The sequence below is a fragment of the Pseudomonas sp. B14(2022) genome, assembly GCF_012030485.1.
Classification (GTDB): domain Bacteria; phylum Pseudomonadota; class Gammaproteobacteria; order Pseudomonadales; family Pseudomonadaceae; genus Aquipseudomonas.
The window spans coordinates 447,633-470,352 of record NZ_JAAUVM010000002.1 but is presented as its reverse complement, the minus strand read 5'-3'; the positions used below and the strand labels follow the sequence as shown (position 1 = coordinate 470,352).

The window sequence follows — 22,720 nt, the reverse complement described above, 5'->3', positions numbered from 1 at the left end:
CGCTGCCTTTCAGGGTACACCTGAGATGATGTTCACTGATAGCATGTGGCCACTGAATAATCAGCGCTGATTTTCACATTCAATTTGGTGAATGCAATGTCCGATGCTACAGGGAAGTACTTAGACGTTTATCAAAGCTGGCAGCAACACCTCTTCAGCTTCAACCTGGCAGTGCGGGATACCAATACGCCGGGCTTGCGTAAGCCTCAGCTTGCCGCCCTATACGCTTCACTGGGCCACCTGGTGATGTCTCCGGCCACGACGGCAACGATCGTGATGCCAACGGGTACCGGCAAGACCGATACCATGCTTGGTCTGCTTATCGCAGGGCGGTTGGCAAGGACATTGGTGCTCGTCCCGTCAGATGCCTTGCGTTCCCAGCTTGTCGAAAAATGCCTCGGGCTGAAAAAACTTCGGGAGATCGGTGCTGTTTCTGCCACAGTACTTAACCCTGTGGTTAGGGCGATCGGCTCAGGAATGTCGGCTGAAGATGTCCAACAGCTTGCCGAGGCGAATGTAATTGTCGCTACCCCGCAAGCATTGCAGCGATTCGACACAGAGTCCCTCCAAGCCTTGGCTGAGCTCTGCAGCCACCTGATCATCGATGAAACCCATCATGTGGCCGCCATGACATGGGGGCGGGTGAAAACCGCGTTTAAAGAGAAGCCATGCCTGCAGTTCACTGCTACGCCTTTCAGGGAGGACAATCAGCCCCTTGAAGGCAAGATTATCTACAACTACCCGTTGAAGGATGCGCAGATCGATGGCTACTTCAAGTCGATCGAATTTCACCCCGTGCGCGAATACAACCTCGAGTTGGCTGACCAAGTGGTTGCTGATAAGGCGGTAGAGTTGTTGCGAGGCGATCGAGAGCAAGGCTTTAACCACCTACTGATGGTACGCGCACGATCGCAAAAACGTGCTGAAGCCCTGTTTGAGCTCTACAAAAAGCATGAAGACCTCTCACCCATTCTCATCCACAGCAAGGTGCCGAATCGGGTCAAGCTGCTGGGTGAAATTGTCGAGAAGAAGTACAAGATCATCGTCTGCGTGGACATGCTCGGCGAAGGCTTCGACCTGCCAGAGCTGAAAATCGCGGCTATTCACGACCAGCATCGCAGTCCGGCCGTCACGCTACAGTTCATCGGTCGGCTAACCCGGGTTGATGACACGCTAGGCGACGCCAAATTCGTCTCAAACATTGCCAACCAGAAAGTCGATTACCAGATGGCAGTGCTTTACAAGGAAAGTGCCGACTGGAGCGCCGTGATTCGAGATGTGAGCCAAGACAAGATCGCCCGCGAAATCGAAAAAGAGACGTTCACTGAACAGTTCCCGGATGATGCCGACTCCGAGGAGATCTTCGGGTTGAACCCAAACCCCAAGATCAGTGCGATCGCCTACCATGTGGAGCGCGACCATTGGCGGCCAGAGAAAGCGAATCACTTCTCCCAGAAGAAAGAACCGCTGCAGTTCCTTTCTATCAACGACGATTCAGACACCATCATCATGGTGACCCGACGAGAAACACCCGTCGGATGGGCTCAGACCTCGGCGATTGTGGACACGAACTGGATTCTGTACTTGGCGTACTACCACGCGCCCGACAAGACGCTCTTCATTCACTCCTCTGGTGATGAGTCGCAAGCGACGCGTTTTTTGAATTTGATTGCAAAGGATGCCAGGCGAATCAACGGTGAGCCTACCTTCCGAACCCTGCACGACATCAAGCTCATGAAGCTGCAGAACGTGGGGCTGTCCAGGACACGCAAGGATCTGAGATTCACGATGCACGTCGGGCGGGACATCAATACCGTCATCAGTGAAATCGAGAACGGCACGGCGAAAAAGTCCAACATTTTCGCAACGGGCTATGAAGATGGACAGCGCACCACTGTTGGCTGCTCTCACAAAGGGAAGATCTGGGAGATGAACTCTTCCAGCATCATTTACTGGATTGAGTGGTGCAAGCGCGCCTCACGGAAACTCAACGATGCCACGATCAATCCTTCTGAAGTGCTCAAGGATGTGATTCGTTCGGAGAAGATTGAGCGAGCCTGGCCAACGGGACTCTTCTATGCTGATTGGCCTGAGTCCATTGCAATCGAAAACGAGCAGAAAATTTCGCTGACGTTCAATGGTGAGATCTTCAACCTGCTTGATGTCGAGCTTGGCAAACCTCAGCGGACCGACGATCTGACACTAGAAGTGCCCGTCATCGCCATAGCAGCAGATGGCACGGAGCGTCAGCTTCCTGGCATCACGATACGGTTACTGAACGACAGCTACAAAGTGTCCTGCCCTGGGGTGAAGATTATTTTCGCTGAAGAGAGCTCGTTTGAGCAGTACTTGGATGCGAACCCTTTGGTACTGCTAGCCGTGGACGGTTCGATGGTCGAGGGCAATTACCGGTTCTACACACCCAATAGCTTGGACTTGAAGCTTCCTATAGCGCTGATTGAGGCTTGGGACTGGGGGACCACCCAGATCCACAGCGAGTCCATGAGGGCAACTCGTAACATGGACACCGTCCAAGGGTTCACCTACAGCCGAATCGAGGACGACTATGCATTCATTTTCAACGATGATGGCGCAGGTGAGATTGCGGATTTGGTGGCAATCAAAGAGAGCAAGGACGCAATCTTTGTCGACCTTTACCACTGCAAGTATTGCCCCCAAAAAGATGGCGAGGCTCGACCTGGCGCTCGTGTGAACGATGTCTACGAAGTCTGCGGCCAGGCATCACGATCGGTGAAGTGGCTGCACACCGAGGAAAAATTCTTCAATCGATTGATGGGTCGGTACCAGCAATCGCTGCCGAAAGGTTTCGACAGAATCCTTAAGGGTGACCCAATAGATTTGGAGCTGCTTCGCAACAAGTGCCACGACCACGAGATGATTTTCAGATTCGTGATCGTACAGCCTGCCATTTCAGCGGCGAAAATCTCCGCTGATCAGCTTGCTGTCCTCGGCACCAGTTACTCCTACATTAAGAACGTATCTGGTTCAGATGTCCGGGTCGTAACCAGTGCATAACAGAAAGGGGGGCACCGTATTGCCTCCGGCTTCTTGGCCAGGTGAATCTGGAGATAGGGCGGGAAGGTATTCATTGATCAAAGAATTTTGAGGCCTCGGAAGTGGGGCAGGAGCAAGGATGGCCCAGTCAAAGAGAATCAAAGTAATGCTGTCCAGTCGTTGTAACGATCGCTTTCCCACGGACAGCGATCAAACGCTCAGCAATATCCGAGAGCAACTCAAACGTGAGATAGAGGGCACGAAGCTATTTGGCAAACAGGTATTTGAAGTTTGGATTAACGAAGATGCACCTCCTGCGGACGGAATGCAGGACAGCTGGGATGCCTGTTTGCAAGCTGTGAGGGATTGCGATGTGCTACTGGTGCTGTCCAACGGCAATGCCGGCTGGGCCAGTGGTGACGGCGACATTGGTATTTGCCATGCGGAGTACATGGAGGGACTAGCCACTACTCGGGGGAAGGTGCGCTTCATCGCTATGCCCAATATCCCAGCAGGCGATGGCCAGGTAGCTGAGACAGCACGTAATCAGCGCTTCCAGGCCTTTATTGCACAACAGACACCCTTCAGGGGTGGAATGGTTTCAACTGTTGAGCAATTGCGTAGCCGCGTCCAGGAAGCGCTTCTCGATGCGTTGGTCGTTCTGACCCAGCGTGGTGTAACCGCTGCGGCTTCGAGCCGTTTCGATATGGGCCAGGCGCTGGATTGGACACGGATGGACTTCCGTCAGCGCAAACGAGCGATGGAAGTGGTGTTACTGCAGGCGCTCAATGGTGGCAAAGTCCCTGCTAGCGAAGCGTTCGCCATTGTTCCAATTGCTGGAGTGAATGTCGTTGTGTTTGTCCATGCAATCCCGGCTGCGTTCACGGTTGCTGCTGCGCGTGAGCTGGTGGGTAAGCCTTTTCTGCGTGACCATGAGCATGCTGATCTGTTGAAAGGTGCAGAAGGACCGTTGCATTTAATCGCCTGTCACCGTGGAGCGACAGAGACTCAGGCCACTGCGTTGTTAGGCTTTCCTGATGCTACGGTTGTCAGCGGTTCCTTCGGTATTTTTGTCGCTGATGATGTACAGAAAGTACAGTTTGCCTTCCTGGCCAACTGTCGCGATGCGTCGCAAACGCGCCATGCGCTCCAGCGTTTTAGGGAATGGTTGGATCAAACTGGTGAAGCGCAAATTCTGGCCAAGAGAGCCGCTTCACGCGCCAAGATTGTCAAAGTTATTGCCGCCGAACTTGAAGGGAGATAACAGGGATGTCAAAAGCACTTTTTACTGTGGGGCCCGTGTTGTCCTTCCGAGGCGTCAGCAAAACCGGGCAGTGGCAGGTGACCGCGCTAGTTGGAGTTGTAGCTGGCGCCGCATTTCCTGTTCTTTCTGTTGACGGCCAGGCTTGTCCGACGCCGAAAGTTTTGCTGGAGCGTCCGAAAGAAACCATCCTTCGTTACGACCTGAGCTGTGATCAGCAGGCGCAGGAGCGAACAGTAAAGTTTGGTGTAGGGCAGGAAGGGCCGCAATGGCAGTTCTCCATTCCCGGTCGAGACTATGCCCCAAGAATGGCCTACGTCTCTTGCAATGGCTTTTCGGACCCTAGTGGGATGCGCAAGTTGGTGCGCCCTGAAAACGCCGTATGGGCTGACCTGATCAGCAATCATGACAGTGACTTGCGTGCTGCAGGTTACGTGCTGGACAAGGAACAGCTTTGGCACGAAGGACGAATTCATGACAAGGGCTTGAAGCGGTTCCAATTGCTGCTGATGGGGGGCGACCAAATTTACTTTGACTCGATTTGGGAGGATGTGAAGTCCCTCAAGAAATGGGTCGGACTGTCGCGCAAGGAGCAATTGGCGTTCAAGGTAAGCGCGGCGTTGGAGAAAGAGATCGAGTCCTACTATTTCGGGCTCTATGCTAATCGTTGGCTGCCAGATACGCGGCGTGACTGGGGGCACCCCAAGCCGAATCTTGATGCAGCTGATGCGATGGCGAGAATCCCTACGGTGATGATGTGGGACGACCATGACATCTTCGACGGTTGGGGGTCCTACAGTCCGGCTATGCAGCATTGCGAGCTGTTCCAGGTGCTGATGCGTCATGCGCGTAGGGCGTTCTGGGTGTTTCAGTTGCAGCATGCCCATGATGATTTGCCGCCATTGCAATTGCTCCAACGTGCAAACGTTTCCCAGCAGGACCCACAGTATGAGCCGGTGCAATGGAGTGCTCGATTAAATGGAGATCGATTGGCCTTGCCGCTCTTGGATGGTCAGCCGGGCTTTAGTTTCGGCTATCACTTGGGGCCGGTATCGTTGTTTGTTGCTGATCTGCGCACTGAGCGTTCACGTACCCAAGTACTGGGGGCCGATACCTGGATTGCTATGCAGGCTTGGCTCAACACGCTCCGTGACGGTAAGCCTGCTCATCCGGGAAGCAAATGTCAGCACTTAATCTTCATGTCCTCGGTTCCGGTCGCGCACCCCAAATTGTCGCTGGCTGAAGGGTTGCTCGATACGTTTGGGCAGGATCATGTGCTCGACAGTAATGCTGATGACCTTAAGGATCATTGGTCGCACGGGGATCACGAGGGGGAGCGTAAGCGACTCCTGGAGTCGCTGACTCGTATTGCTGAGCAGAGAATGCTGCGGGTATCCATTGCTTCTGGGGACGTGCATGTCGCGGCCTGGGGCAGTTGCTACCGAAGGGATATTCCGCCAACGTCGAACTGGGCGCAGATTCAGCAATTTACTTCGTCAGGTGTGGTGCATCCGTCGTTGATTGGCGTGGCCGAACGGCTTTTTCTTCAATTGCTGAACCATACCGCCAGCAAGGTCCAATCCATCGATGTACAGCACTGTGTCGAGATGATGTTGTTCCCCGGTTTTAATCGGTATGTGATGCCGGCTCGGAACTGGTTGGCGTTTGAGTTGGACATGGGGGGCGAGACGGGATGCAAGCTGTGGGCGACTTGGCGTTGTGAAACTGAGGCAGGTTTTTCCAACCATCTGCAAGCGGTGCATCCGGCTCAGAAATAGTGGTTCTAGGATAGGTGCTTTCAAGGGGTATGATTTGAAAGGCAACGTAGAAGTTGTATGTGATGGCTGTGTGGGGGGGAATCTTTCTTCGGCAGCGTATTTGTGATCAATGCGATATGGCCAAGTCTTATTGTGTTGATAGTGGATAACAGATGCATGATGTCCTTGTGGGCGGCAGAGCATTTTTGTGAAGACATTGTGAGACTTAATGGTAACGAACCCGTTGCAAACCTTTACACTCTCGTTACCAATCACGCGCCTTGGGGGGGGCACCGAATTTTTGGAGTACATCGACGAGGATGATGACGGGTGGCTGCGAGAAAATACATCATTGAGGGCTATAAACACCAGTCTAGAGTTTACTATAATGCAAGGCAGCTGGCGGTTCCAATGCTGCGAACGTTCATGACGGAGGCGCACGCGATGGAAACTGAAAAGTCCAACAGGGGCAGAGATACGATTGACGGTTACGGTTATTTCGACTCACTTCTTGATATCGCCCCTGATTCATTGGCTAGCGATGAAATCCGGCGATTCACCGACGAGATGCTCGATTGTATTGCCAAGGCTTACAATGCAGCGGTAGCCCTCACATCTTAAGCGTCATTAGAAGCTGTCGAAGATATATAGGTACAAGCCTCTCGCGCATGATGTCTTTTGAATAGGATCTGTCCACGTTCCATTGAGTTTAATAATCAGGGGGGCAAATTGATTGTCCCCCTGTTAGGTTTGCTCAATCAGCAGTGGCCAGGGCGTCTTTGGCCAATCGTTGCATATTGAGGGATCGGGTACTGAGTCCTGCTTTGTTGAATCGGTAACGCATGTAAGCAGAGATGTCATCCTCATGCGAGGAAACGATCAGCTGGCGATTGTTGAATTCACATCGTAGCAGATCAGTCAAAGAGGCGATGTTCACCTCATCCAATGATTGTGATGGGTCATCGATCAGGATTAGAGGTACGGTCGAATAAACTCTATTCAGCGAGAGGAAGAAACCTAGGCTGAGCGCTGAAACCTGTCCTGAACTCATCGACAGAATCGCATCATGCTCAGACTTTTCGGCTGTAAGGAACTTGAGTTCTTTGCCGTCTTTACTCTCGATGAACAGACCTAAGCCGCGCTGATAATTCTGTATGAGACGACCGCTGTAGATATGGAAGATCAACTCAATCTCAGCGATGGTTTGCTCTGAGTAGCTACGTTCAGTTTTCTCCAAGGTCGCTTTCAGCTTGTTGACCTTATCTTTAGCGACTTTTGCTGCTTCGTTCTCACGCTGGATCACCTGGAGCTCATTAAGGCACTGTTTTAGCCTAGTGCTTTGCGCCTCGTTGGCTTTAGCTGCGATGAAAAGCTCCTTGTCATTCAGGGCTTGAAGCTCGACGACATAGAAATCCTGTAGGTCTTTGAATGCAGCGGTGATGACCTTTCTCCAGTCTTCCGGCAGAGGCTCAGTTTCGGGAGTTTTCTGTCGTCTAATGGAGGCTGTAAGCTCCTCAGTCCGGGTATCCACCACCTCCTCATTTTCGGAGAACGCGTAGTCGAGCTGTACACCTAAAACATTAAGCTGAGCTGCAAGTTGGGCTACTGCAGGTAACCTGGCTTTATCGCGGAGCAGGGCGTTGTGTAGGGCACTGTTGTAACCTACGGATATCTGAGCTTCTCTAGCCTTGATCTGAGCTTCAATGAGCGCGAGCTCAGCAGTCATTAACCCTGTGAGAGTCAGAAGGGTCTGGCCATCAGCGCTGAGCGCATTGTTGATTTGGTTCGATCGGAGCTCAATCTTTTTCAGCATGATGTCATGGGCTTGCCAGTCGGCACCGCACAATGGGCAGTGTTGATCGTTCGCATTGAGTTTGGCGTGCTCAGCCATCAGCTCTGCTTTCAGACGATTTAGCTCGGCAGCAGCGCTGGCATTAGTGGTGCTTTTTTGCTGAAGTGCGTCACGCCTTACTATTTGCTCTTGGAACCAATCCAAGCGTCCCGGGGCCCATCCGGAAAGACTTGTAGCCTCATCTGATTTAACTACTGTAGCGCCACGTTTGATGATTCCACCAGATTTAGTGAGCCCGTTTAATTCATTTTTGATGAGGTCGAGCCCATCCAGTGTGCTCAAGTCGCTCCCAAAGCGTGCAAGGCTTTTCACCGAGTCCTTGTTAAGTTCAATATAGTTTTCAATAGAGTCGTTTTTGTCCCTGATCTGTATTGCGCTCTTTAGTGGTGCTAAACTTTGAAGTCGCTGAATGCTCTTAACAAAATCCGCATGAATTTCTGTAGAGTAGGTAGGAAACGGGGACTCTTTATCCCAGCCCGGTTGCAACTCCGCGGTTGAGATTTTTTTGTATTCGATTGCGCCTAGTGCAGCTTGAATCATTCCTTTGAGTAACAGAGACTCGGTTTTTAATTTTGATGATTCAGCGGCACGCTTTGGGTCGCTCAGGAATTTTGTGAGTCGCAAAGCGACAGCTTTGCAATTGTCAGTTTCTGCTTTCACGTCACTGATGTTGAAGAGGTTGTTCAAAGCCTCTTTGCGCTTGTCTACTCTCGTGTGTAGCAGTTGGTTTTGGCCTTGTTCTAAATAATTCAAATAAGAAAAATTTTCTTTGAAATTTTTACCGAAGAGCTCTTCGATAAAATCTTCGTTGCGCCGATTCCCTTCTGTGTAATCGCTAGATGTGAACTCAGGCAGTTCATATAGCTTAATATGGGTAAATTGGTTGGCCCGATTATTTGACTTATCATCAAAATCTGCGGCGGGAGTGTGCCTTGCTAGAACAAGTTTTCGCGTTCCGTTGGCGAACTCGATTTTTATAGCTAGATCTCTCTTTCCAGATCGGTTGTTCCAGAGCAGGTTGTCCTCGTAGTTTGTTCTATTGCCCATCATTAGCGTGGAAAATAACTGACTGATTCGTTTAATGCCACCAGTCAGCAAAAGTTCGATAGCATCAAAGATGCTGGTTTTGCCGAATCCATTGGGGCCATCCAGCGTGAGCAGAGACGAGTCACTAAAGTCCAAATGAATTTTTTTAAAAGCCTTAAAGCTTGAAACCTCAATTTGGGAGATTTGCCAGTTCATCGCTAATCAGCTCCTTAATCAATTCTTCGACATTGGTTTGGCCGAGCTTTTGTATCGTGCTATATGTTTTGGCAAGATCGATTTCGGCTACCGCTTCCTCTATCTGCCGACGCAGGGGCACTAGCTCAATTTTTTTGATGTTGAGCCGTAAGAAAGGGAGCTTGATGAAGATTTTTGCAGCTGCACTGTATTTAGTAGGGGCTGTCGGTTCTTTTTTGTAAATGTCGAACTGGGATTTGTCTGAGATTAACTCGTTTATTTCGTCAAAGTTAAGTCCTTTGATGGCTTCAACCTCTGTGTCACTGTAGTAGAGGACATATTTTTTGTAGAAGTGCGGATCTTCTTCAATTTCAAAAATTTGCTCTTCATGGCTTTTGAATTCAGCCAGCTTGTTGAGGTGGTGAATGCATATCAGATCGCAGTTTTTTTTGAAGGCTGGATCTGTTAGAAATGCTTCAGGTGCAGACTGGTTGATGATAGCGTTAAGATCGCTAGGTTTCATTAGTTCGTCTAGTCGATGCAAAACCGCGAACCGAATCGCCGTACCGCTTTCTCGAGCATAGAAGCTGGTATTGTCATTCTCGTGCACTTTTGAAAAATTGTGTGCGACCAAAGCTTGGTTAATAATTTCAATTATCATTTAAGTCGAGCCTCTGCGTCGTCCTTGGTTAAAATGCTGATGCATAAGCTTCTCGTGATATTGCTATCGATTCGATCGTGATCGTCGATCGAGCTTTCATCGAAGCAATTGGTATATTTAGTATCGACTGTGAAGCTCTCCGATGCCTTGGCGGCGATCAGGTTGTTGAACTCGAATAGTAGTCGCCCCAAGTCGTCGTTATCTTTAACTTGAGAGACTATGTCGGAGGTGCAATATTTTCTGTCTGTGGGCTCAGGTAGATATAGGGCCGTTGGTGCGTAGAATTTTTTGTCTCTATCCAGGTAGTGTGGCAGGCGCTTAAAAACTGGTTCAGCATCTATCCTGTGCAGTAAATCTGAGTAATTTCGAATGTCAAAATTTTGAATGCGTGAGAATTTTTCGGAGGGTTTCATTAACTGACATAGTATTTTGAAATCGCCTCCTTCAGAGAGTCTAATCAGATCATAGATGCGTCGAGCTCTATCGTACGCAGCGTCAGACATGCCTGGCAGAGATTCAGCAAGCCTCTCTTCAAGGTGGGAATGAAGGCGCGCCTTCAGTTCGATACCGTAGTAATCCTTTCTCTCGTATGGATTTGTATCAGTTATTCCCGAGAGGATGCTTGCTGCAGTGATACGGTGTTCGTAAGCTGCTCTACGCTGAGTATCACCTTCATTTTGTATCCTGGCGTGGATCATGAGCGCTTGTGAGCTGATTCTATCTGACAATAAGCAGTAATTTGCATCTAACAGGTCGTCATCAAAAAGAATATTCTGACTGCCATAAATTTCTCTCATGACCTGCTTGGTCAGCTCTTCTATCTTGTCCAGTTCGCAGTGTCTGAAGTTGCCGTATGCATAAAACTCCACGCGCTCATTGTTGGAGTCCACGTAATCACTGTGATCGTTTATAGGTTGAGATATATGGAAATATCTTTTTATGCCTGCAATGCGATCAAGTTCTAGGCTAGCCGATTTCGTTAAGGCGTCCTTGTAATTGCTACGGTAATCACCAATTTTTGCTTTTACTTGGTGCGCACTAACGAGTTTTTTATCTTTATAGATTGCGAAGTCGTCTGTGCTATCTAGCTGCAGTTCAAAATCATTATCGCCGGTATTGATTAGTTTGAGGGAGTGATAGAGCGCCACTTTCCCTTGATAAACAAATCCGCTCCAAGTAGAAATGGCACTATGTGGATAATTACTTGCTTCCTCGTCGCTCACGTTGACTCCTTTCACCACACGATTATTTGATATTCAAAGGCTGACGATATCACGACGCCACTATGTATTCAGCACGTTCGAAAGCCATTAGCTGAATCGGACAGGTGCCGAACCGTTTCAGCAGGCGGAGATCATTTGGTGCTTTTTCGGACTGCTGTACGGCAGGAGAGCATCTGCGTAAAAGCTGCGGCTGTAGTAGGGGATCCGCATTGCAGCGTCGGGTTTCCGTAGACATTTGCCCAGGTGGGTCATTTGGCAAGAACCACCGTACAAACTGCGCGGCAAAGCGCTCCGTGGGTGTATGTGATGCTAATGGCGTGTTCGGTATGCAGATACACTCGGATGTCCTGTAGGTGTCCGGCCGGAGCAGCTTGCCCACCAACCTCGCGTCTGAAATCTAACCCGCTGTCTCGCTCAAGGGGAGGGAGTGGCTGTGCCGGCCGCTGAAAAAAACCTGAAAAATGGTAGCCTTTATGGCTGTCTGCCTTGAATTTTGTGAGGGTTGGAATGGCGGAGCATTGCATCTTGTGCGAAAAGGCTGCAGGTTCGAAGGAGCACGTCTTCCCCGCGGCTTTCGGGCGGCGGCGGATGAATAAAGGTATTTACTGCCAGCAACACAATGAGGGGGACATCATGTGAACAAGCCCATGCCTGTTTTCGTTATCTTCATTAATCGTTGCTGCTCCGAGCAAAGCCAGCGCAGATCCAACAAGTACGCAAGATGAGGATTGATATGTTCAAGGTTAAAAAAACACGTCCAAAATTGCACGTTGTTGCGAGGGCATCCCGGGAGCTGGCACTCGCCTTCGCATTGGGAGGAGTGCCAGTTCTGTTAAATTCAGAGTCGTCAGCACAGTTCAAGGCAATGCTTGACCTTTTACTCGCCGCACCTTTTTTGATGGGCTACTACGCGTGGCTGTGTTTAGCATTCGCGGTGGCTGCAATTGTTAAATACAAGTGGAGGTTCATGTCCGCTCGGTATCAGCGTTGGCTCGACGCTGTGCATCTTTTTTTAGGTGACATTGGTGGAAGTTTTTTGACAGCAGGCAGAACGGGTCTAGGAGCGATACTGGGATTTTTAACGGTTTGGCACTGGGTCGAACCGGACTCGTTGAGCGCTGAGAATGTAATTCGTACGTTTGTCATGGTTTTCAGTCTCACTTTACTTAGCGTGATGCTGACGTTGGGCGAAGAGACTTTGAAAGATCCAAAGAAAGCAGCAGCCAGTAAATAGCTCAGGAAAGTGGGAGCACTCTGCCGAGGGCAAGCATCTATGGGGGCTAGTATAGCCACTGAGCGGCATTCAGCGTTCGCTGCACATTAAGGCGAAACTGGATTTGCTCGCAGGCTGCTCTGGCTTGCATCGCAAGAGGCATCCGCTGCTGAAATCAGCAACGCATAAGTAGCGGTTTCCACGTTCTCAAAATCGTAGCCAGCCATCTCACCTTTGATTACTTCATCACTCATGCTCGAACCGCCTATGGCTTGTCCCAACGCCATTAGCTTTCCGACCAAATCCTTGAGGTTCGAAGACCTGCCACCGAGGCGGGAAAGACATTCATCATTCAGTTTTGATGATTGTGACAAGCTTTTAAGGATGCTGGCAACGTAGGTATGCTGGGGCTCTAGCCGGAATGCCCTGATCGTCGCAGCGAATTGCTGCAGCGCGAGAATCCAGCAGAAAATATTGAACCTCGTCAATATTCCGGAAGCCCGTTGGATACGCCTCGATGCTATTGACGCCCTGGCCGGTGCCGATTCCGTAGACCCTAGCATTGTCGCGCATCTGACATCCGCGTTTCTGCTGAGTACGCCGCCAATCCTTGCCGCGTCAGCGGCTCATCTCATCGGCGCCCATGCTTCCGCGGAAAATGCCCTTAAACTCTTTGAGCGGGTCGCCAACTCGAACAAGCGACGCGCTCTGCTGCTGGTTGGCGCCAACGCTATGGCCACGCGTGATCGTACGACTGCCGATCGAATCCTCGATCTGCTTGAAACGGATCATCCCGGACGTCAATTGTTGATGGCTTCCGAACCTCTTTCAGTCTCTATTCTCGACGATCTCGGCAAAGTCCAGTTGAGAGAAGCCGTCCGAAAGCGGCTTGGAGATCGCATTGTCGTTCCTTGACCAGCGCAGAGAATGGGCAAGCACAAGCCCGCTAGCTGATCGCCCACCTGAATTTACTATTTTTCGAGTTTAAGAAAGGGGTTATCGGCAGGCATGGACCCAGCTTCGAAAAATAGTGCTGGGTGTTCTAGAAGATAGCCTTTGAGTTTTGCCTTCTTCCTGGGGCCTTCGACCTGACAGAGCCAGATATTCAAACCATCGTCGCGCTTTTTGTGGGTCTTCAGCCTCTCGAACTGTTTCTGCACCCATCGCCATTCTTCACCTTCGTAATCGGCACCCATTGAAATGCCCGGAAACTCCTGAGCATAGCGCTGAAAAATGCCAGGCGTGACCAGAAATACGCGGCCACTCACCGTGTGCACCTTGGCCTTGCTGTCGTTGATGATCAGCTTGTGACTCTGAATACCTTCCTTGACCCAACTCAGGAAAACCTGGCCAGAGTTATCCGAAGCAGGATCTGAGATTTCGTGAGCACTTTCTAAAGGTGAACGACTGGTTTCGGGTTCTGTTATTTCGAACATGTCCAGCAACGTTCCTAAATAGTCGTCATCTTCCATGACCAGTGAATCAGGTTGCGATTGGCTTCGAGTTGATCTTGTATTGACTTCAGTGGGCGGTGAGGGGGATGGCGGACCGTCAGGTTGGTGGTCATTGGTTGCAACGCTCACTGTTCCGCTGAAAGCTTCTGGCCGGTCTTCGCTTCCCCAAATCAACGTTGGTTGAATGCGCAGAAATGTAAAGCTCTGCTGCCAGTTGCCCTGTGCGACGAGCGCGGTCCAGATGGCTTTGCCTTCGGGGGTCGACTCGACTAGCCCGTGCGACTGGAGTTCATCGAACACCGCGATGTTAGATGAGGGAATGCCCTCAATCGCTTGCGACAGTAGATAGGCTCGCAGCTTGTCCGTGACCGTCTTGCTGACCAGCCAGAGTGCGTCCTGGGTCAGCCATCCCGCGGCACCCGGCTGGTTGAGTTTCAGTTCGTGCTGAACCAGATGACGTAGTCCGCTGATCAAGTGATGTTGCAGCGAATGAATCGGCGCTTGCAGCGCCTTGCTCGGGTTGCCACCGATGTTCTGCGCAGTGGAAACACGGTCGGCTTGAATCACCAACTCACCGAGCACGCCGGCACGTTCGTACTGGCCGGCCAGGACATACAGCAAGCTGCCCCAGAGCGACGGAAAGCCACTGAGCCAATCGAGGATCGGGCGGTCGAGAATCTGGGTGTAGAGCAAACCTGCGGCGGCGCCGTGCAGGTGGTAGTCGCGACCTTTGAGGTAGCGAAAACGGTAGGGCTGATCCAGCGGGCCCTGCCAAGGATGCCAAACGCGGCCATCCTGGCGTTCGACCTGCAGGTCCACGGCGATCTTGCCGATGTCATGCAGCAGGGCGCCATAAGCAATACCCGCCGACCAGGCATCGGTCTGGGCGGCTTGGTCTTCGGGCGCGGCGCCGGTGGGAAGCAGATACGACTGACGCAGTTTCAAACTGCAAGCGACCAGCTCCAGTCCATGGTCGAGCATGCCGCCAAGATAAGCATGGTGGTGCGCCTCGCTGGCCGGGAGTTGCTGGACATGTTCGGCGTAGCGATGGATCGGATTTAAATAGAGCTGGCTGAACTGCGGATGGGAGAGGGCGGTGTATTGCCAGATGCGATCGAGCAACTGGCGGCGGTGGTCCGCTGCTAACAAGCTGTGAGCCGACTCGATGGGCAGGTAACCTTCGGCGACGTTGACGGTCAGTAGCGGAGAGGGCTTCTGCCTTTTGCGGCGAAACAGGGTGAGCATCGTGACCTCCGGGAAGTGGCTGGTTCAGGGGCCTTTTAGCCTTTTCGGATAGGGCTCTTACCTTTGACCCCCCATTCCTTTCCAACCCTTACCGTCCTTTTGGCGCGTGTCCCTTTGCGCGGCAATCGGAATATGGATACTGCTAGACATCGTTTTGTTAGGGGGCTGGTACGAGAAAGAAAAGAGTCGGTACACTGCGGTGCATATTTTTTGGGTCTTGCCATGAACCTCACTGACGCTACGCTCGTGCTGCTGCTCGCGGCACGTATCCATGGGACCGACGAAGCCGTCAGGGCCTCGGCGAAGAGCGTGGTCAAGAAATTGCCGCGCAGTAAGCGCGATCTGATCTACAAGGTGATCGACAGCCGGAGTCCGCTCGAGCTGGTGGATTTTCTGGCGCAGAACCTGGATGCGGAATGACAGGCTGGGGGTGTGTGCCCATCTCTGATTCTTTTCATCAGTGCCCCGCGGTATGGGGATTTTTCTGGGCGCAGAAAAAAGGGCCCGACTCGCGTTGGGCCCTGTGATGCGATTGCAGCGGTGAGGTAACCATCAAATTCCATCGTTCATGTATCGTGAGTCATCCATTGCCATCTGCTTCAGTTGCTGCTCCAGGTTGAGTACATACTCCGAGGCGCTTCGGGCCTGACCACTGGCGCGAAAGATCGCGCGTTTGTCAGCCTTGAGCAGGCTGAGCCAGGAGTCGATGTAGCCCTCGTGCCGCAGCTCCCCCTGTATACCGGCGTAGGCACATAAAAAAGCAGCGCCCATCTCGGCGATCAACTCCTCAAACGCATAGCCTGGCGAGCCGAACGGACAGGCTGACGTCACGCCTTCGCGTTGTAACCGAGAGTGATGCCCGGTCCAGTGCGTCAGCTCATGAAGTGCAGTGGCGTAGTACCCGCCTTCATCGTGAAATTGTTCTTTTGTCGGCAGTTGGATGAGATCCCTGATCGGGTGGTAAAAGGCTTCGTCGGCAGGCCGATGAACGATGCGTGCACCTGAACTTAACAGCAGATTTTCCGCGGCGCTGTTGGGCTGGAAGGGATCACTCTGTTCCGTCTCGAGCAGGGTGTCATTGAGCATTTCGAGCCCCTCCGTTTGCTTGATGTTGAACAGAAAATGCGTCCTGAGAACACCGAAGTGAGCGACCTTGGGCTGACCGTTTTCATCGAGTACGGGTTGGCCTGACTCCGTCTGTTCCTCGCGCTCCATCGGCTTGTAGAGCACAGCCAGAGTGCTGTGCTCACCCTTACGGATGTGCCCACCGGCCTTTTTAGCTTGGTTGAAGGTCAGCCAACGATCTTGAGTGAACCCCTGCAACCTGGCCTCGGCCCAGAGCAGCGGTAAATTGATGCCCGAATACGGACGTCGCGTGATGGCATTGATGGGGTAGGGTTGATGGCCGATGTAAGCGGAGCCACTTGAGGACCAGGGTTTGATCCAGGGAGCAACGCCTTGGTCTAACGCGGTAACGATCTTGTCAGTTACGTCTTGGTAGATATCGCGCATGGCAATTTCCTCGAGAGAAAAATGGAGGAACGCCTTGCCCGCCGGGGGAGGGTTCCCCGGTGGGTGATGGGCTGGATTGATGCAGGCCTGCATGCCGTCCGAATGTGGAGGTGGGCGCCGCCAATTGCGCCTAGCGCTGGTGTTCTTCTGCAAGCGCTATCAGTAAGGCGCCAGGCTGACCCCGTTCTTGGAGTAGGCTGAGACTCAATTGCAGCAACGAATCGTGGTCTAAATAATCGGTTGGTTCAATGTGGACTACCTCGAACAGCACATAGAGCTTTTGTGGATTGGCGAGGTGGGCTTCGAAGGCTGCGCGCAATACGTGGCTCAAACGATCGATCTGCACCTTCCCAGCGTGATCGGAACGCTCGAGTTGTACTGCGCGTTGCCATGCGCCAGGTGTGAACACGATGGGCAACCGAAGGGTGTTCAGTGCTTCCGGTGTAAGTGAGTCGGGCATGGTATGTCTCCGTTGAAAACGCGAAGAAACCTGTCCCGTGCGGGAAAAGATTTCCCCGCAGTGGGTTGAAGAAAATTAAGAGGGTTTTCCTGACGAGCAGAGCTCGAAAGGCGCTCAGGAGAGCAGTAGGCGTTCATCACCGTAGAAACGGTCACCGTGCGAGCTACCGATCGCTAATCGCAATTGGGGAGAGCCATCATCGAAGTGACGTAGCCTTGAAGGTTCTGGCTACCTGGGCGGGGTGCTGTCGATAACAGCGATCCGTACCTTGTATTTAGCCGGACGATTTGTATGGGTCAATGACTGTAGAGACGCTGTTTCACGGGGCTTGTCTTCTGTCTTCCAGCGAAGATTTTTCGGCTGGGCAAACTGATAAACGGTCAGGCACGGACCGTTTTCAGTAGTAGGCTGTTACTCCTGTCTCAAACATGAAAACGCTCAGAAGAGGGCGAGACCATGCCGACTCAGAACCCTGTTCAGAATTCACGTGCCCACCGCTGGGCATATACCTGTGGCATGTCGATAAAGCGCGGGTATCGCAAGTTGAAAGCGTTTGAGTCCCGCGTGGCCGAGCGTGCGGTGACGGCAGGAATGCCCGCAGGTAAATTACTTGTTCGCGGGAGCTTTCTGATTGCCAAACTGGCAATGATCGGAGGGCTGCTCTTTATCGGTTTCTGGCTGGTCGCTTCTGTTGCGCTGGTGATCGCTGTGATTGCCCTTCTGCAGTCCAAGGCTGTCATCGACACGGATTTTGAAGAGGACAATCCAAGTCCTGACTACCTTGGGGCTAACTCCTATCTTGGCAACTACGATGACAATGGCCATTACATAGGTCATTTCAAATCATCTGATGACGTCAGGTAAGCTTCTTCGTAGCACCCATCAACTGATCCGTTCCTTTGCCCGCTGCACCATGCGCGGCTTTGCTTGCACCACCTAACATCCCCTCAAGGCTGTTGCCGATTGAGTAGCCAGCCCAGCTCATGGCGACCAAAAACAGTCCAGGCAGCACCAAGAACATCGCCCCCATCACATACTCGATCACCTGCGCGGTGACAGTCCCATCCATAAACCCGGATGTGGGCAGCGACAACAGCACCTGATTGGACGCCGAAACCTGGTTGTACAGGGTATCGAGCATGCTGGAGTCGACCCATCGGGCCAACTCCCACCAAAAACTCAACATGTGCAGCGTGAACAGCGCGAACGTCACCGTCATGACGGTCTTCAGCTGGTAGGTACTGACCAGCAGAATTAGCGGCAAGCTGATGATGACGCCCATGATCAGGAAAGCCTGCACCATCGGCAGAGCGGCGCGTAGCGCATTCATCGCCGGGAAGTTGCTGAAGGAACCCAGTGCCAGCCCGGTATTGGTAGCTAGGTTATTGAGCCCCTGATTGAACGAGCCGCCGCGGGCACTGGAGCCATAGTCCTGGTACACCTGTCCGGGTGACATGGACATCGATTGCTGGCGCGGGCTGACCAGCTCACGCAGGGTGGCATCCTCGATCTCGTTGCTCGAACGGCCAGTCAACCAGCCTTTCAGCTGAGTCAGCAGCGAAGGATCGACTTGCTGGATCAGGCGCTCGCGCAACCCAATACCGCTATCGCTCCACCACTGCTTGCAGGTGGGATAACCCGCGCCATTCTCCAGCCGCGGCAAGGAAACATCGCGGCTGTCGTCATACGGCCAACTGACTCGCGGAGTTCGCGAGCGATCGGTGTCGTAATAGCCGGGCGTGTCGAGAAAATAGCTTGAGCCGATCCAGGACGCGTCGTGACTTTGTACCTTGTCCAATTGCGGACGGTTGGTGAACAACCGAGAACGGGAATAGCCATAACAGTCGCGGGTGAAGTCGGCGACTTCCTGCAGCAGTACCTGGCTGTCGATGCGAGAGCTGTCGATCTCCATACGCATCTGCCGGATATCCGGTGCACAGGGGATGGAGGCGGTGGCCGCCGCGGTCACGCCTTTGCTCAAGGCATGCACCAGAAACCACCAGATCGGTACGTTGGCGGAGCGTTCGCCGATGGTATTGAAGGTGGCACTCCAGGCGGTTTCCGTCGGCTTGGCCACACTGACACCGCAGCGCTGACTCGCCGCATCATCGAACGTCATTGACGAGAGGCTCAACGGAAAGACCGGCGCGCAGCCGAACAATACGACGATGTAGGCCAGCCACAACCGGTTCTCGATCCGCGGCACCGAGAGCAATCCCTTGTTTCCCTCATCCGCGCCTTGCTGACGGGCTGACAGCCATTCCTGGAGGATGATCGCGCCGAAGGGCGCGGCAAACAGCCCGGTGTCGGACAGGACGCTCCAGAGTCTGTTGTTAATGATCCAGGCCAGCAGGGAGAGGTAAAATTCCAGGTAGCTGTTGGTGCTCAGGAGCATGGTGGTGACCTCACAGTCGGGTGAGTTCGACGCAGGTAAAGAGCACGAGCCCTTATGACCCGATGCGTTTCACGCGCAGTCGATCCTGGGGGCGATGTCGGTAGCGCTGAAGCAGATCCCACCAGAGCGCAAAGAGGGCGCCGTAGAGCAGGGCACGCCACCCCCGCAGATAGGGTCGTACGGATTCGAATGCCTGCTGCCAGGCCTCGAAACTACCCAGCGCAGTGCGGCCGATCCATGCGATCAGTGCAGCGGTCAGAATCATCACCGCGGCAATCCCCAGATCTGAAAGCAGAGTGAATAGCGGTGAGCGTTTCATGGCTCACTTGCGCCTAGCGTCAGCATCTTTGAGTCGACCGGGCTCGGGGTCGCCTTGCTCGACAGTACGCGATGCGTCGGCACCACCGGTATGCCGGTCGAGCACCAGGCTGGCGGTGTTGGTGGCCAGCATCTGCCGGACCTGCAGTTCGGTTTGCAGCAGGCGTATTTCGCGCTCCAGGGTGTCGATGTTTTTCGTCAAGGCGCTCTGTGCCGGCTCGGCGGAGGCGATGTTCGGCTCGTGACTGCCCGCCAGCAGGGTGCGCAGTAGCAGCAACGCTTTGTCGAGTACGCTGGACAAGGCCGTCTCGCTGGCCAGACGCCGTGCCAGCAGATCCTGGTCGGGATCGTCGCGCAGGGCTTCGATCACACCACGGGTCACCGGCAGCATCGGGCTGGAGGCTTTCGCCAGGTTGTCAGGGGTAGGCGGCAGAGAGCCAGACAACAGCCCTTGCAGGGCCTTGAGGCGCTCGTTATAGGCCTCTTGGATCAGCGGCGTCAGTCCGCTGCCAGCGGTCGCACGCAGGGTTTCGCAGCTGTCGCAGGTCGCGACTTCGCTCTCGCCCAACACCCGAACGGCCCATTCGGACTCCTCTTGGGGAGAGGCCCATGTCTGACAAATAGCCCCTCCCAGGCAATCACTACTATTGATCGAGGCACTGTCATCCACCGTACGGTTATGCAGCAGGTTGTAACCTGCTCGCACCACGTCGGAGGTCACCCGGATGGGCGACTGCCCGCTGCCTCCAGCCTGCGAGCCGCCAATCCAGGACACCCCATTGTTGCCGTTATGGGTCTCGGTGTTTTTCACCGCGGCCACCGCATCACCGCCGGTTTGCTCGAGATTGCCCTGCATCTCCTGGTTCTTGGCCAGCGCGCCCCAGCCTGCTTGACCGACCTTGTCCGCCATCTTCTCGGCCATGGCTTGGCAGGTCAGTTTGGAGCGATCGAAGTCGATACGGCCCTGCATCACCCCGTTGCTGAGCAACTCATAGAGTCCGGGGTTGGCGCGCTGGATGATCAATGCTGGCAGCGACATCACGGCTTGGGTCGCGTTCTGCACAATGCTGCCCATGATCTGCTGGAAACCTTCGGTGGCACCGTTCAGCTGGTTTTGCAGGGTATTAGTGAGGCTCATGTTTCCGCACATCATGTTCGCTCGCCAGGACCCGCCGACACCGAGACCACTGGGTCGGTAGAGCGAGCTCGGTGAGCCGACTGCCGAGCCGCCACCGACGGTGTACATTATCCGGTCGTCGAGCACTTCGCCTTGAGTACCCAGGCGGTAATCGCCCTCGGCGGCGTGGGCATGAGTGGCCATAGCGAGTAGCCCGTAGAGCAACAGACTCATCACGCCCAACCAGGGGCGCGCGAGAAACTGGCTCATGAAGCACCTCCTTCGAAGTCGATGCTGAACAGGAAGGTCTGCCCCTCACGTTTGCAACAGCTATAGGGCCGCCACAACGACCAGGCGTAGCCGCCATCCGCGCTCTGGACCGGATCGCTGGGGAAGATGGCGCACGTGGGCTGAACCTGGGGGTAGAGTAACTGCCATTTGTGGGTTGAGGTGTCGTTTTCAATAATCGGGCCCGGCGGCCAGTAACCGTCGCGTTTGGCCGGCGTGAGTGGTACATACACATGCGGTTGCCCGTTACGGGTGATGACATCGCCGGCCCGTTGCGCCATGACTGCGGCGGCTTTGAAGTCGTCAGGCTGTACCAGAAAACCCTGCCGGGGATAAACGTTGCCCCACATGTTTCCCGAGGCCTGACTACCGATTTCACGGAGCCCCGGCATGAGCGACTCGGGGTAGAAACCTTCCGGGATGCCATGGCGCCAGGCCAGTGAGTCCAGGGTACTCAGGAAGTAAGGCATGAATGCAGTTGCGCCGCTGGCGCAGGCGTAGCCTGATTGCGAAGCCAGTTGCGTGGCGATCCTGCCACCGGGGTGGCCGATACCGTCGACGTTCTTGAAGCGGGGCAGGTTTTCGCGGCGGGTGTTCGGGGTGATCAGGTTGCCGCCACCCTCCGCGCCGCTGATGGGAGCGGAGAGGGCAGCCATCTCGGTCCAGGGGTTGTTGCCGGTGTTGGCGTAGCTCGAGACCACCAGTTCAGGAATGAAATGACGAACCTTGGTCGAGGTTTTGACTGTGCAGCCGAAGGGGGTGCAGAACAGCCAGAAACAAATGCCGACGACCCTGTAGTCGAGGCAGTTTTGCGAAAGCACGGAGGACGTGATGCTGGCGGTGTCCAGCGCCACGCTTGGGCCGCACGCCAGCAGGATACTCAGCGCCAGGGGCCGTAGCTTTGTGGGCGAGATTGACGAGCAGGCAACAGGCATGATCCAGGCTCTCGGTGTATGGCCTGGGCAGGTTCGATTACAGACTGAAGACTGTCAGTGGAAATTATGAAGGCGGATCTATCGGATTTGTGAGCCGTGAGACTATTATTTGACGTGAAGGGCGCTGCGCAGAGTATTGGGTTCTGCAAGTAGCTGATCTGTGGTGATTTCGAGAATATTGGCGAGCTTGCATAGGACCAACAGCGACGGATTGCCCGTGCATCGTTCGATTTGACTGACGTACGTGCGATCCACCTCGGCCATGAGCGCGAGCTGCTCTTGGGTAAGGTTTTTCACGCGTCGCATCAAGCGGATGTTTTCCGCCAGCTGAAGACGAAGCTGTTCGTAGTCTTGAGTCATGCGCGCAAATTGCGCCTTGAGGGACTCTCAATCCACGGGATATAGTCTACATTGGTATTGATCTAGGCCATTTGATGCACATACCTGTTATCCAGTGTTCATTTGGTTTCGTTATGATTCGAGGCTGGGTCCAGTGTCTAACAATAAAATCAGAACTTTAGGGTGTGTATGGACGAAAACTACATTTCAATTCCTGCGGCGGATGGTTGCTCAAGTCTTCTGACCCCTTGGGGCAACGAATTTGCTCAGATGATCGAACGTGGCGTGCAATGCGCCCAGGCTTGGCTTGATACGCCCGGTGAAATTCCACTGTGGTGGGAGCTGGCGCAAACACGCAAAACCTTTCCTGTCGGTGACTGCCAAGATGCTTTTGAAGCCGGATTCTTGTTGCGGATTCAGCAGCGGCTTCGAGGCGCATCGTAATAACCGGTCA

At 53.5% G+C, this 22,720-nt stretch carries 21 protein-coding genes; 9 read left to right on the top strand and 12 right to left on the bottom strand.

The window, feature by feature from the left end:
• The first annotated feature begins 96 nt into the window (after positions 1 to 96).
• The 4 genes from HCF10_RS05675 to HCF10_RS05660 all read left to right on the top strand — a co-directional run bounded on the left by HCF10_RS05675 (position 97) and on the right by HCF10_RS05660 (position 6,654).
• Complete coding sequence (locus tag HCF10_RS05675; protein WP_167655027.1) at positions 97 to 3,036, top strand: DEAD/DEAH box helicase; 2,940 nt, start codon at positions 97 to 99, stop codon at positions 3,034 to 3,036.
• Positions 3,037 to 3,154: 118 nt separating this feature from the next.
• Complete coding sequence (locus HCF10_RS05670) at positions 3,155 to 4,279, top strand: DUF4062 domain-containing protein (protein WP_167655026.1); 1,125 nt, start codon at positions 3,155 to 3,157, stop codon at positions 4,277 to 4,279.
• Positions 4,280 to 4,284: 5 nt separating this feature from the next.
• Positions 4,285 to 6,054 (top strand): alkaline phosphatase family protein, encoded by a 1,770-nt coding sequence (locus HCF10_RS05665; protein ID WP_167655025.1) that lies wholly within the window; start codon positions 4,285 to 4,287, stop codon positions 6,052 to 6,054.
• A gap of 423 nt (positions 6,055 to 6,477) precedes the next feature.
• Positions 6,478 to 6,654, top strand: a complete 177-nt coding sequence (locus HCF10_RS05660) for a hypothetical protein (RefSeq protein WP_167655024.1) — start codon at positions 6,478 to 6,480, stop codon at positions 6,652 to 6,654.
• A gap of 133 nt (positions 6,655 to 6,787) precedes the next feature.
• On the opposite strand, the gene HCF10_RS05655 is transcribed toward HCF10_RS05660, so the two are convergent.
• Genes HCF10_RS05655 through HCF10_RS05645 form a run of 3 tightly spaced genes read right to left on the bottom strand, consistent with a single transcriptional unit; the run spans position 6,788 to position 10,990 of the window.
• Positions 6,788 to 9,127 carry an AAA family ATPase gene (locus tag HCF10_RS05655; protein ID WP_167655023.1) on the bottom strand — a complete coding sequence of 780 codons (2,340 nt, stop codon included), beginning with the start codon at positions 9,125 to 9,127 and terminating at the stop codon, positions 6,788 to 6,790.
• Positions 9,102 to 9,767: an ABC-three component system middle component 1 gene (locus HCF10_RS05650; RefSeq protein ID WP_167655022.1), complete on the bottom strand. Its 666-nt coding sequence runs from the start codon at positions 9,765 to 9,767 to the stop codon at positions 9,102 to 9,104. The genes HCF10_RS05655 and HCF10_RS05650 overlap by 26 nt, the downstream gene beginning before the upstream one ends.
• Positions 9,764 to 10,990 (bottom strand): ABC-three component system protein, encoded by a 1,227-nt coding sequence (locus HCF10_RS05645; protein WP_167655021.1) that lies wholly within the window; start codon positions 10,988 to 10,990, stop codon positions 9,764 to 9,766. The genes HCF10_RS05650 and HCF10_RS05645 overlap by 4 nt, the downstream gene beginning before the upstream one ends.
• A gap of 733 nt (positions 10,991 to 11,723) precedes the next feature.
• Between HCF10_RS05645 and HCF10_RS05640 the strand changes: the two genes are divergently transcribed.
• Positions 11,724 to 12,224, top strand: coding sequence for a hypothetical protein (locus tag HCF10_RS05640; RefSeq protein ID WP_167655020.1), 501 nt, complete (start codon positions 11,724 to 11,726; stop codon positions 12,222 to 12,224).
• 86 nt (positions 12,225 to 12,310) lie between these two features.
• Here the strand turns inward: HCF10_RS05640 and HCF10_RS05635 are convergent, their stop codons facing one another.
• The gene (locus HCF10_RS05635; RefSeq protein ID WP_237683055.1) at positions 12,311 to 12,766 is read right to left on the bottom strand and encodes a DUF892 family protein; all 456 of its coding nucleotides are present in this window, start codon (positions 12,764 to 12,766) and stop codon (positions 12,311 to 12,313) included.
• Between HCF10_RS05635 and HCF10_RS05630 the strand changes: the two genes are divergently transcribed.
• Entirely contained in the window at positions 12,678 to 13,118 is a 441-nt protein-coding gene (locus tag HCF10_RS05630) for a hypothetical protein (protein ID WP_205885519.1), read from the top strand. The genes HCF10_RS05635 and HCF10_RS05630 overlap by 89 nt on opposite strands.
• A 56-nt stretch (positions 13,119 to 13,174) precedes the next feature.
• On the opposite strand, the gene mobH is transcribed toward HCF10_RS05630, so the two are convergent.
• Positions 13,175 to 14,902 carry a MobH family relaxase gene (gene mobH, locus HCF10_RS05625; RefSeq protein ID WP_167655018.1) on the bottom strand — a complete coding sequence of 576 codons (1,728 nt, stop codon included), beginning with the start codon at positions 14,900 to 14,902 and terminating at the stop codon, positions 13,175 to 13,177.
• A 222-nt stretch (positions 14,903 to 15,124) separates the two neighbouring features.
• Here mobH and HCF10_RS05620 point away from each other — a divergent pair, with 222 nt between their 5' ends.
• Positions 15,125 to 15,322 carry a DUF7740 domain-containing protein gene (locus HCF10_RS05620; RefSeq protein ID WP_007901093.1) on the top strand — a complete coding sequence of 66 codons (198 nt, stop codon included), beginning with the start codon at positions 15,125 to 15,127 and terminating at the stop codon, positions 15,320 to 15,322.
• A 132-nt stretch (positions 15,323 to 15,454) separates the two neighbouring features.
• On the opposite strand, the gene HCF10_RS05615 is transcribed toward HCF10_RS05620, so the two are convergent.
• Positions 15,455 to 16,414, bottom strand: a complete 960-nt coding sequence (locus HCF10_RS05615) for an ArdC family protein (RefSeq protein ID WP_167655017.1) — start codon at positions 16,412 to 16,414, stop codon at positions 15,455 to 15,457.
• Positions 16,415 to 16,544: 130 nt separating this feature from the next.
• On the bottom strand, positions 16,545 to 16,874 hold the full coding sequence (locus tag HCF10_RS05610; protein WP_167655016.1) for a hypothetical protein: 330 nt from the start codon (positions 16,872 to 16,874) through the stop codon (positions 16,545 to 16,547).
• 456 nt (positions 16,875 to 17,330) lie between these two features.
• On the opposite strand from HCF10_RS05610, the gene HCF10_RS05605 reads away from it, so the two are divergent.
• Complete coding sequence (locus HCF10_RS05605) at positions 17,331 to 17,738, top strand: DUF3742 family protein (RefSeq protein ID WP_167655015.1); 408 nt, start codon at positions 17,331 to 17,333, stop codon at positions 17,736 to 17,738.
• Here HCF10_RS05605 and HCF10_RS05600 read toward each other — a convergent pair.
• The 5 genes from HCF10_RS05600 to HCF10_RS05580 form a co-directional block, all read right to left on the bottom strand.
• Positions 17,731 to 19,269 carry a conjugal transfer protein TraG N-terminal domain-containing protein gene (locus tag HCF10_RS05600; protein WP_167655014.1) on the bottom strand — a complete coding sequence of 513 codons (1,539 nt, stop codon included), beginning with the start codon at positions 19,267 to 19,269 and terminating at the stop codon, positions 17,731 to 17,733. The genes HCF10_RS05605 and HCF10_RS05600 overlap by 8 nt on opposite strands.
• Positions 19,270 to 19,321: 52 nt before the next feature.
• Positions 19,322 to 19,588 carry a hypothetical protein gene (locus HCF10_RS05595; protein ID WP_167655013.1) on the bottom strand — a complete coding sequence of 89 codons (267 nt, stop codon included), beginning with the start codon at positions 19,586 to 19,588 and terminating at the stop codon, positions 19,322 to 19,324.
• Positions 19,589 to 19,591: 3 nt separating this feature from the next.
• On the bottom strand, positions 19,592 to 20,974 hold the full coding sequence (locus tag HCF10_RS05590) for an integrating conjugative element protein (protein WP_167655012.1): 1,383 nt from the start codon (positions 20,972 to 20,974) through the stop codon (positions 19,592 to 19,594).
• Complete coding sequence (locus HCF10_RS05585) at positions 20,971 to 21,927, bottom strand: TIGR03756 family integrating conjugative element protein (protein ID WP_167655011.1); 957 nt, start codon at positions 21,925 to 21,927, stop codon at positions 20,971 to 20,973. The genes HCF10_RS05590 and HCF10_RS05585 overlap by 4 nt, the downstream gene beginning before the upstream one ends.
• A 105-nt stretch (positions 21,928 to 22,032) precedes the next feature.
• Entirely contained in the window at positions 22,033 to 22,287 is a 255-nt protein-coding gene (locus tag HCF10_RS05580) for a helix-turn-helix domain-containing protein (protein WP_167655010.1), read from the bottom strand.
• A gap of 168 nt (positions 22,288 to 22,455) precedes the next feature.
• On the opposite strand from HCF10_RS05580, the gene HCF10_RS05575 reads away from it, so the two are divergent.
• A complete protein-coding gene (locus tag HCF10_RS05575; RefSeq protein ID WP_074844878.1) occupies positions 22,456 to 22,710 on the top strand; it encodes a LasR-specific antiactivator QslA in 255 nt (84 codons plus the stop codon).
• The last annotated feature ends 10 nt before the right edge of the window (positions 22,711 to 22,720 follow it).

Bases quoted from the DNA above. Each gene is read 5' to 3' on its own strand.
- HCF10_RS05660 (WP_167655024.1), top strand. From the start codon at position 6,478: ATGGAAACTGAAAAGTCCAACAGGGGCAGAGATACGATTGACGGTTAC.
- HCF10_RS05640 (WP_167655020.1), top strand. From the start codon at position 11,724: ATGTTCAAGGTTAAAAAAACACGTCCAAAATTGCACGTTGTTGCGAGG.
- HCF10_RS05575 (WP_074844878.1), top strand. From the start codon at position 22,456: ATGGACGAAAACTACATTTCAATTCCTGCGGCGGATGGTTGCTCAAGT.
- HCF10_RS05580 (WP_167655010.1), bottom strand. From the start codon at position 22,287: ATGACTCAAGACTACGAACAGCTTCGTCTTCAGCTGGCGGAAAACATC.
- HCF10_RS05600 (WP_167655014.1), bottom strand. From the start codon at position 19,269: ATGCTCCTGAGCACCAACAGCTACCTGGAATTTTACCTCTCCCTGCTG.
- HCF10_RS05670 (WP_167655026.1), top strand. From the start codon at position 3,155: ATGGCCCAGTCAAAGAGAATCAAAGTAATGCTGTCCAGTCGTTGTAAC.
- HCF10_RS05590 (WP_167655012.1), bottom strand. From the start codon at position 20,974: ATGAGCCAGTTTCTCGCGCGCCCCTGGTTGGGCGTGATGAGTCTGTTG.
- HCF10_RS05595 (WP_167655013.1), bottom strand. From the start codon at position 19,588: ATGAAACGCTCACCGCTATTCACTCTGCTTTCAGATCTGGGGATTGCC.
- HCF10_RS05605 (WP_167655015.1), top strand. From the start codon at position 17,331: ATGCCGACTCAGAACCCTGTTCAGAATTCACGTGCCCACCGCTGGGCA.
- HCF10_RS05650 (WP_167655022.1), bottom strand. From the start codon at position 9,767: ATGATAATTGAAATTATTAACCAAGCTTTGGTCGCACACAATTTTTCA.
- HCF10_RS05610 (WP_167655016.1), bottom strand. From the start codon at position 16,874: ATGCCCGACTCACTTACACCGGAAGCACTGAACACCCTTCGGTTGCCC.
- HCF10_RS05665 (WP_167655025.1), top strand. From the start codon at position 4,285: ATGTCAAAAGCACTTTTTACTGTGGGGCCCGTGTTGTCCTTCCGAGGC.
- HCF10_RS05655 (WP_167655023.1), bottom strand. From the start codon at position 9,127: ATGAACTGGCAAATCTCCCAAATTGAGGTTTCAAGCTTTAAGGCTTTT.
- HCF10_RS05635 (WP_237683055.1), bottom strand. From the start codon at position 12,766: ATGCTAGGGTCTACGGAATCGGCACCGGCCAGGGCGTCAATAGCATCG.
- mobH (WP_167655018.1), bottom strand. From the start codon at position 14,902: ATGCTCACCCTGTTTCGCCGCAAAAGGCAGAAGCCCTCTCCGCTACTG.
- HCF10_RS05585 (WP_167655011.1), bottom strand. From the start codon at position 21,927: ATGCCTGTTGCCTGCTCGTCAATCTCGCCCACAAAGCTACGGCCCCTG.
- HCF10_RS05615 (WP_167655017.1), bottom strand. From the start codon at position 16,414: ATGCGCGATATCTACCAAGACGTAACTGACAAGATCGTTACCGCGTTA.
- HCF10_RS05675 (WP_167655027.1), top strand. From the start codon at position 97: ATGTCCGATGCTACAGGGAAGTACTTAGACGTTTATCAAAGCTGGCAG.
- HCF10_RS05620 (WP_007901093.1), top strand. From the start codon at position 15,125: ATGAACCTCACTGACGCTACGCTCGTGCTGCTGCTCGCGGCACGTATC.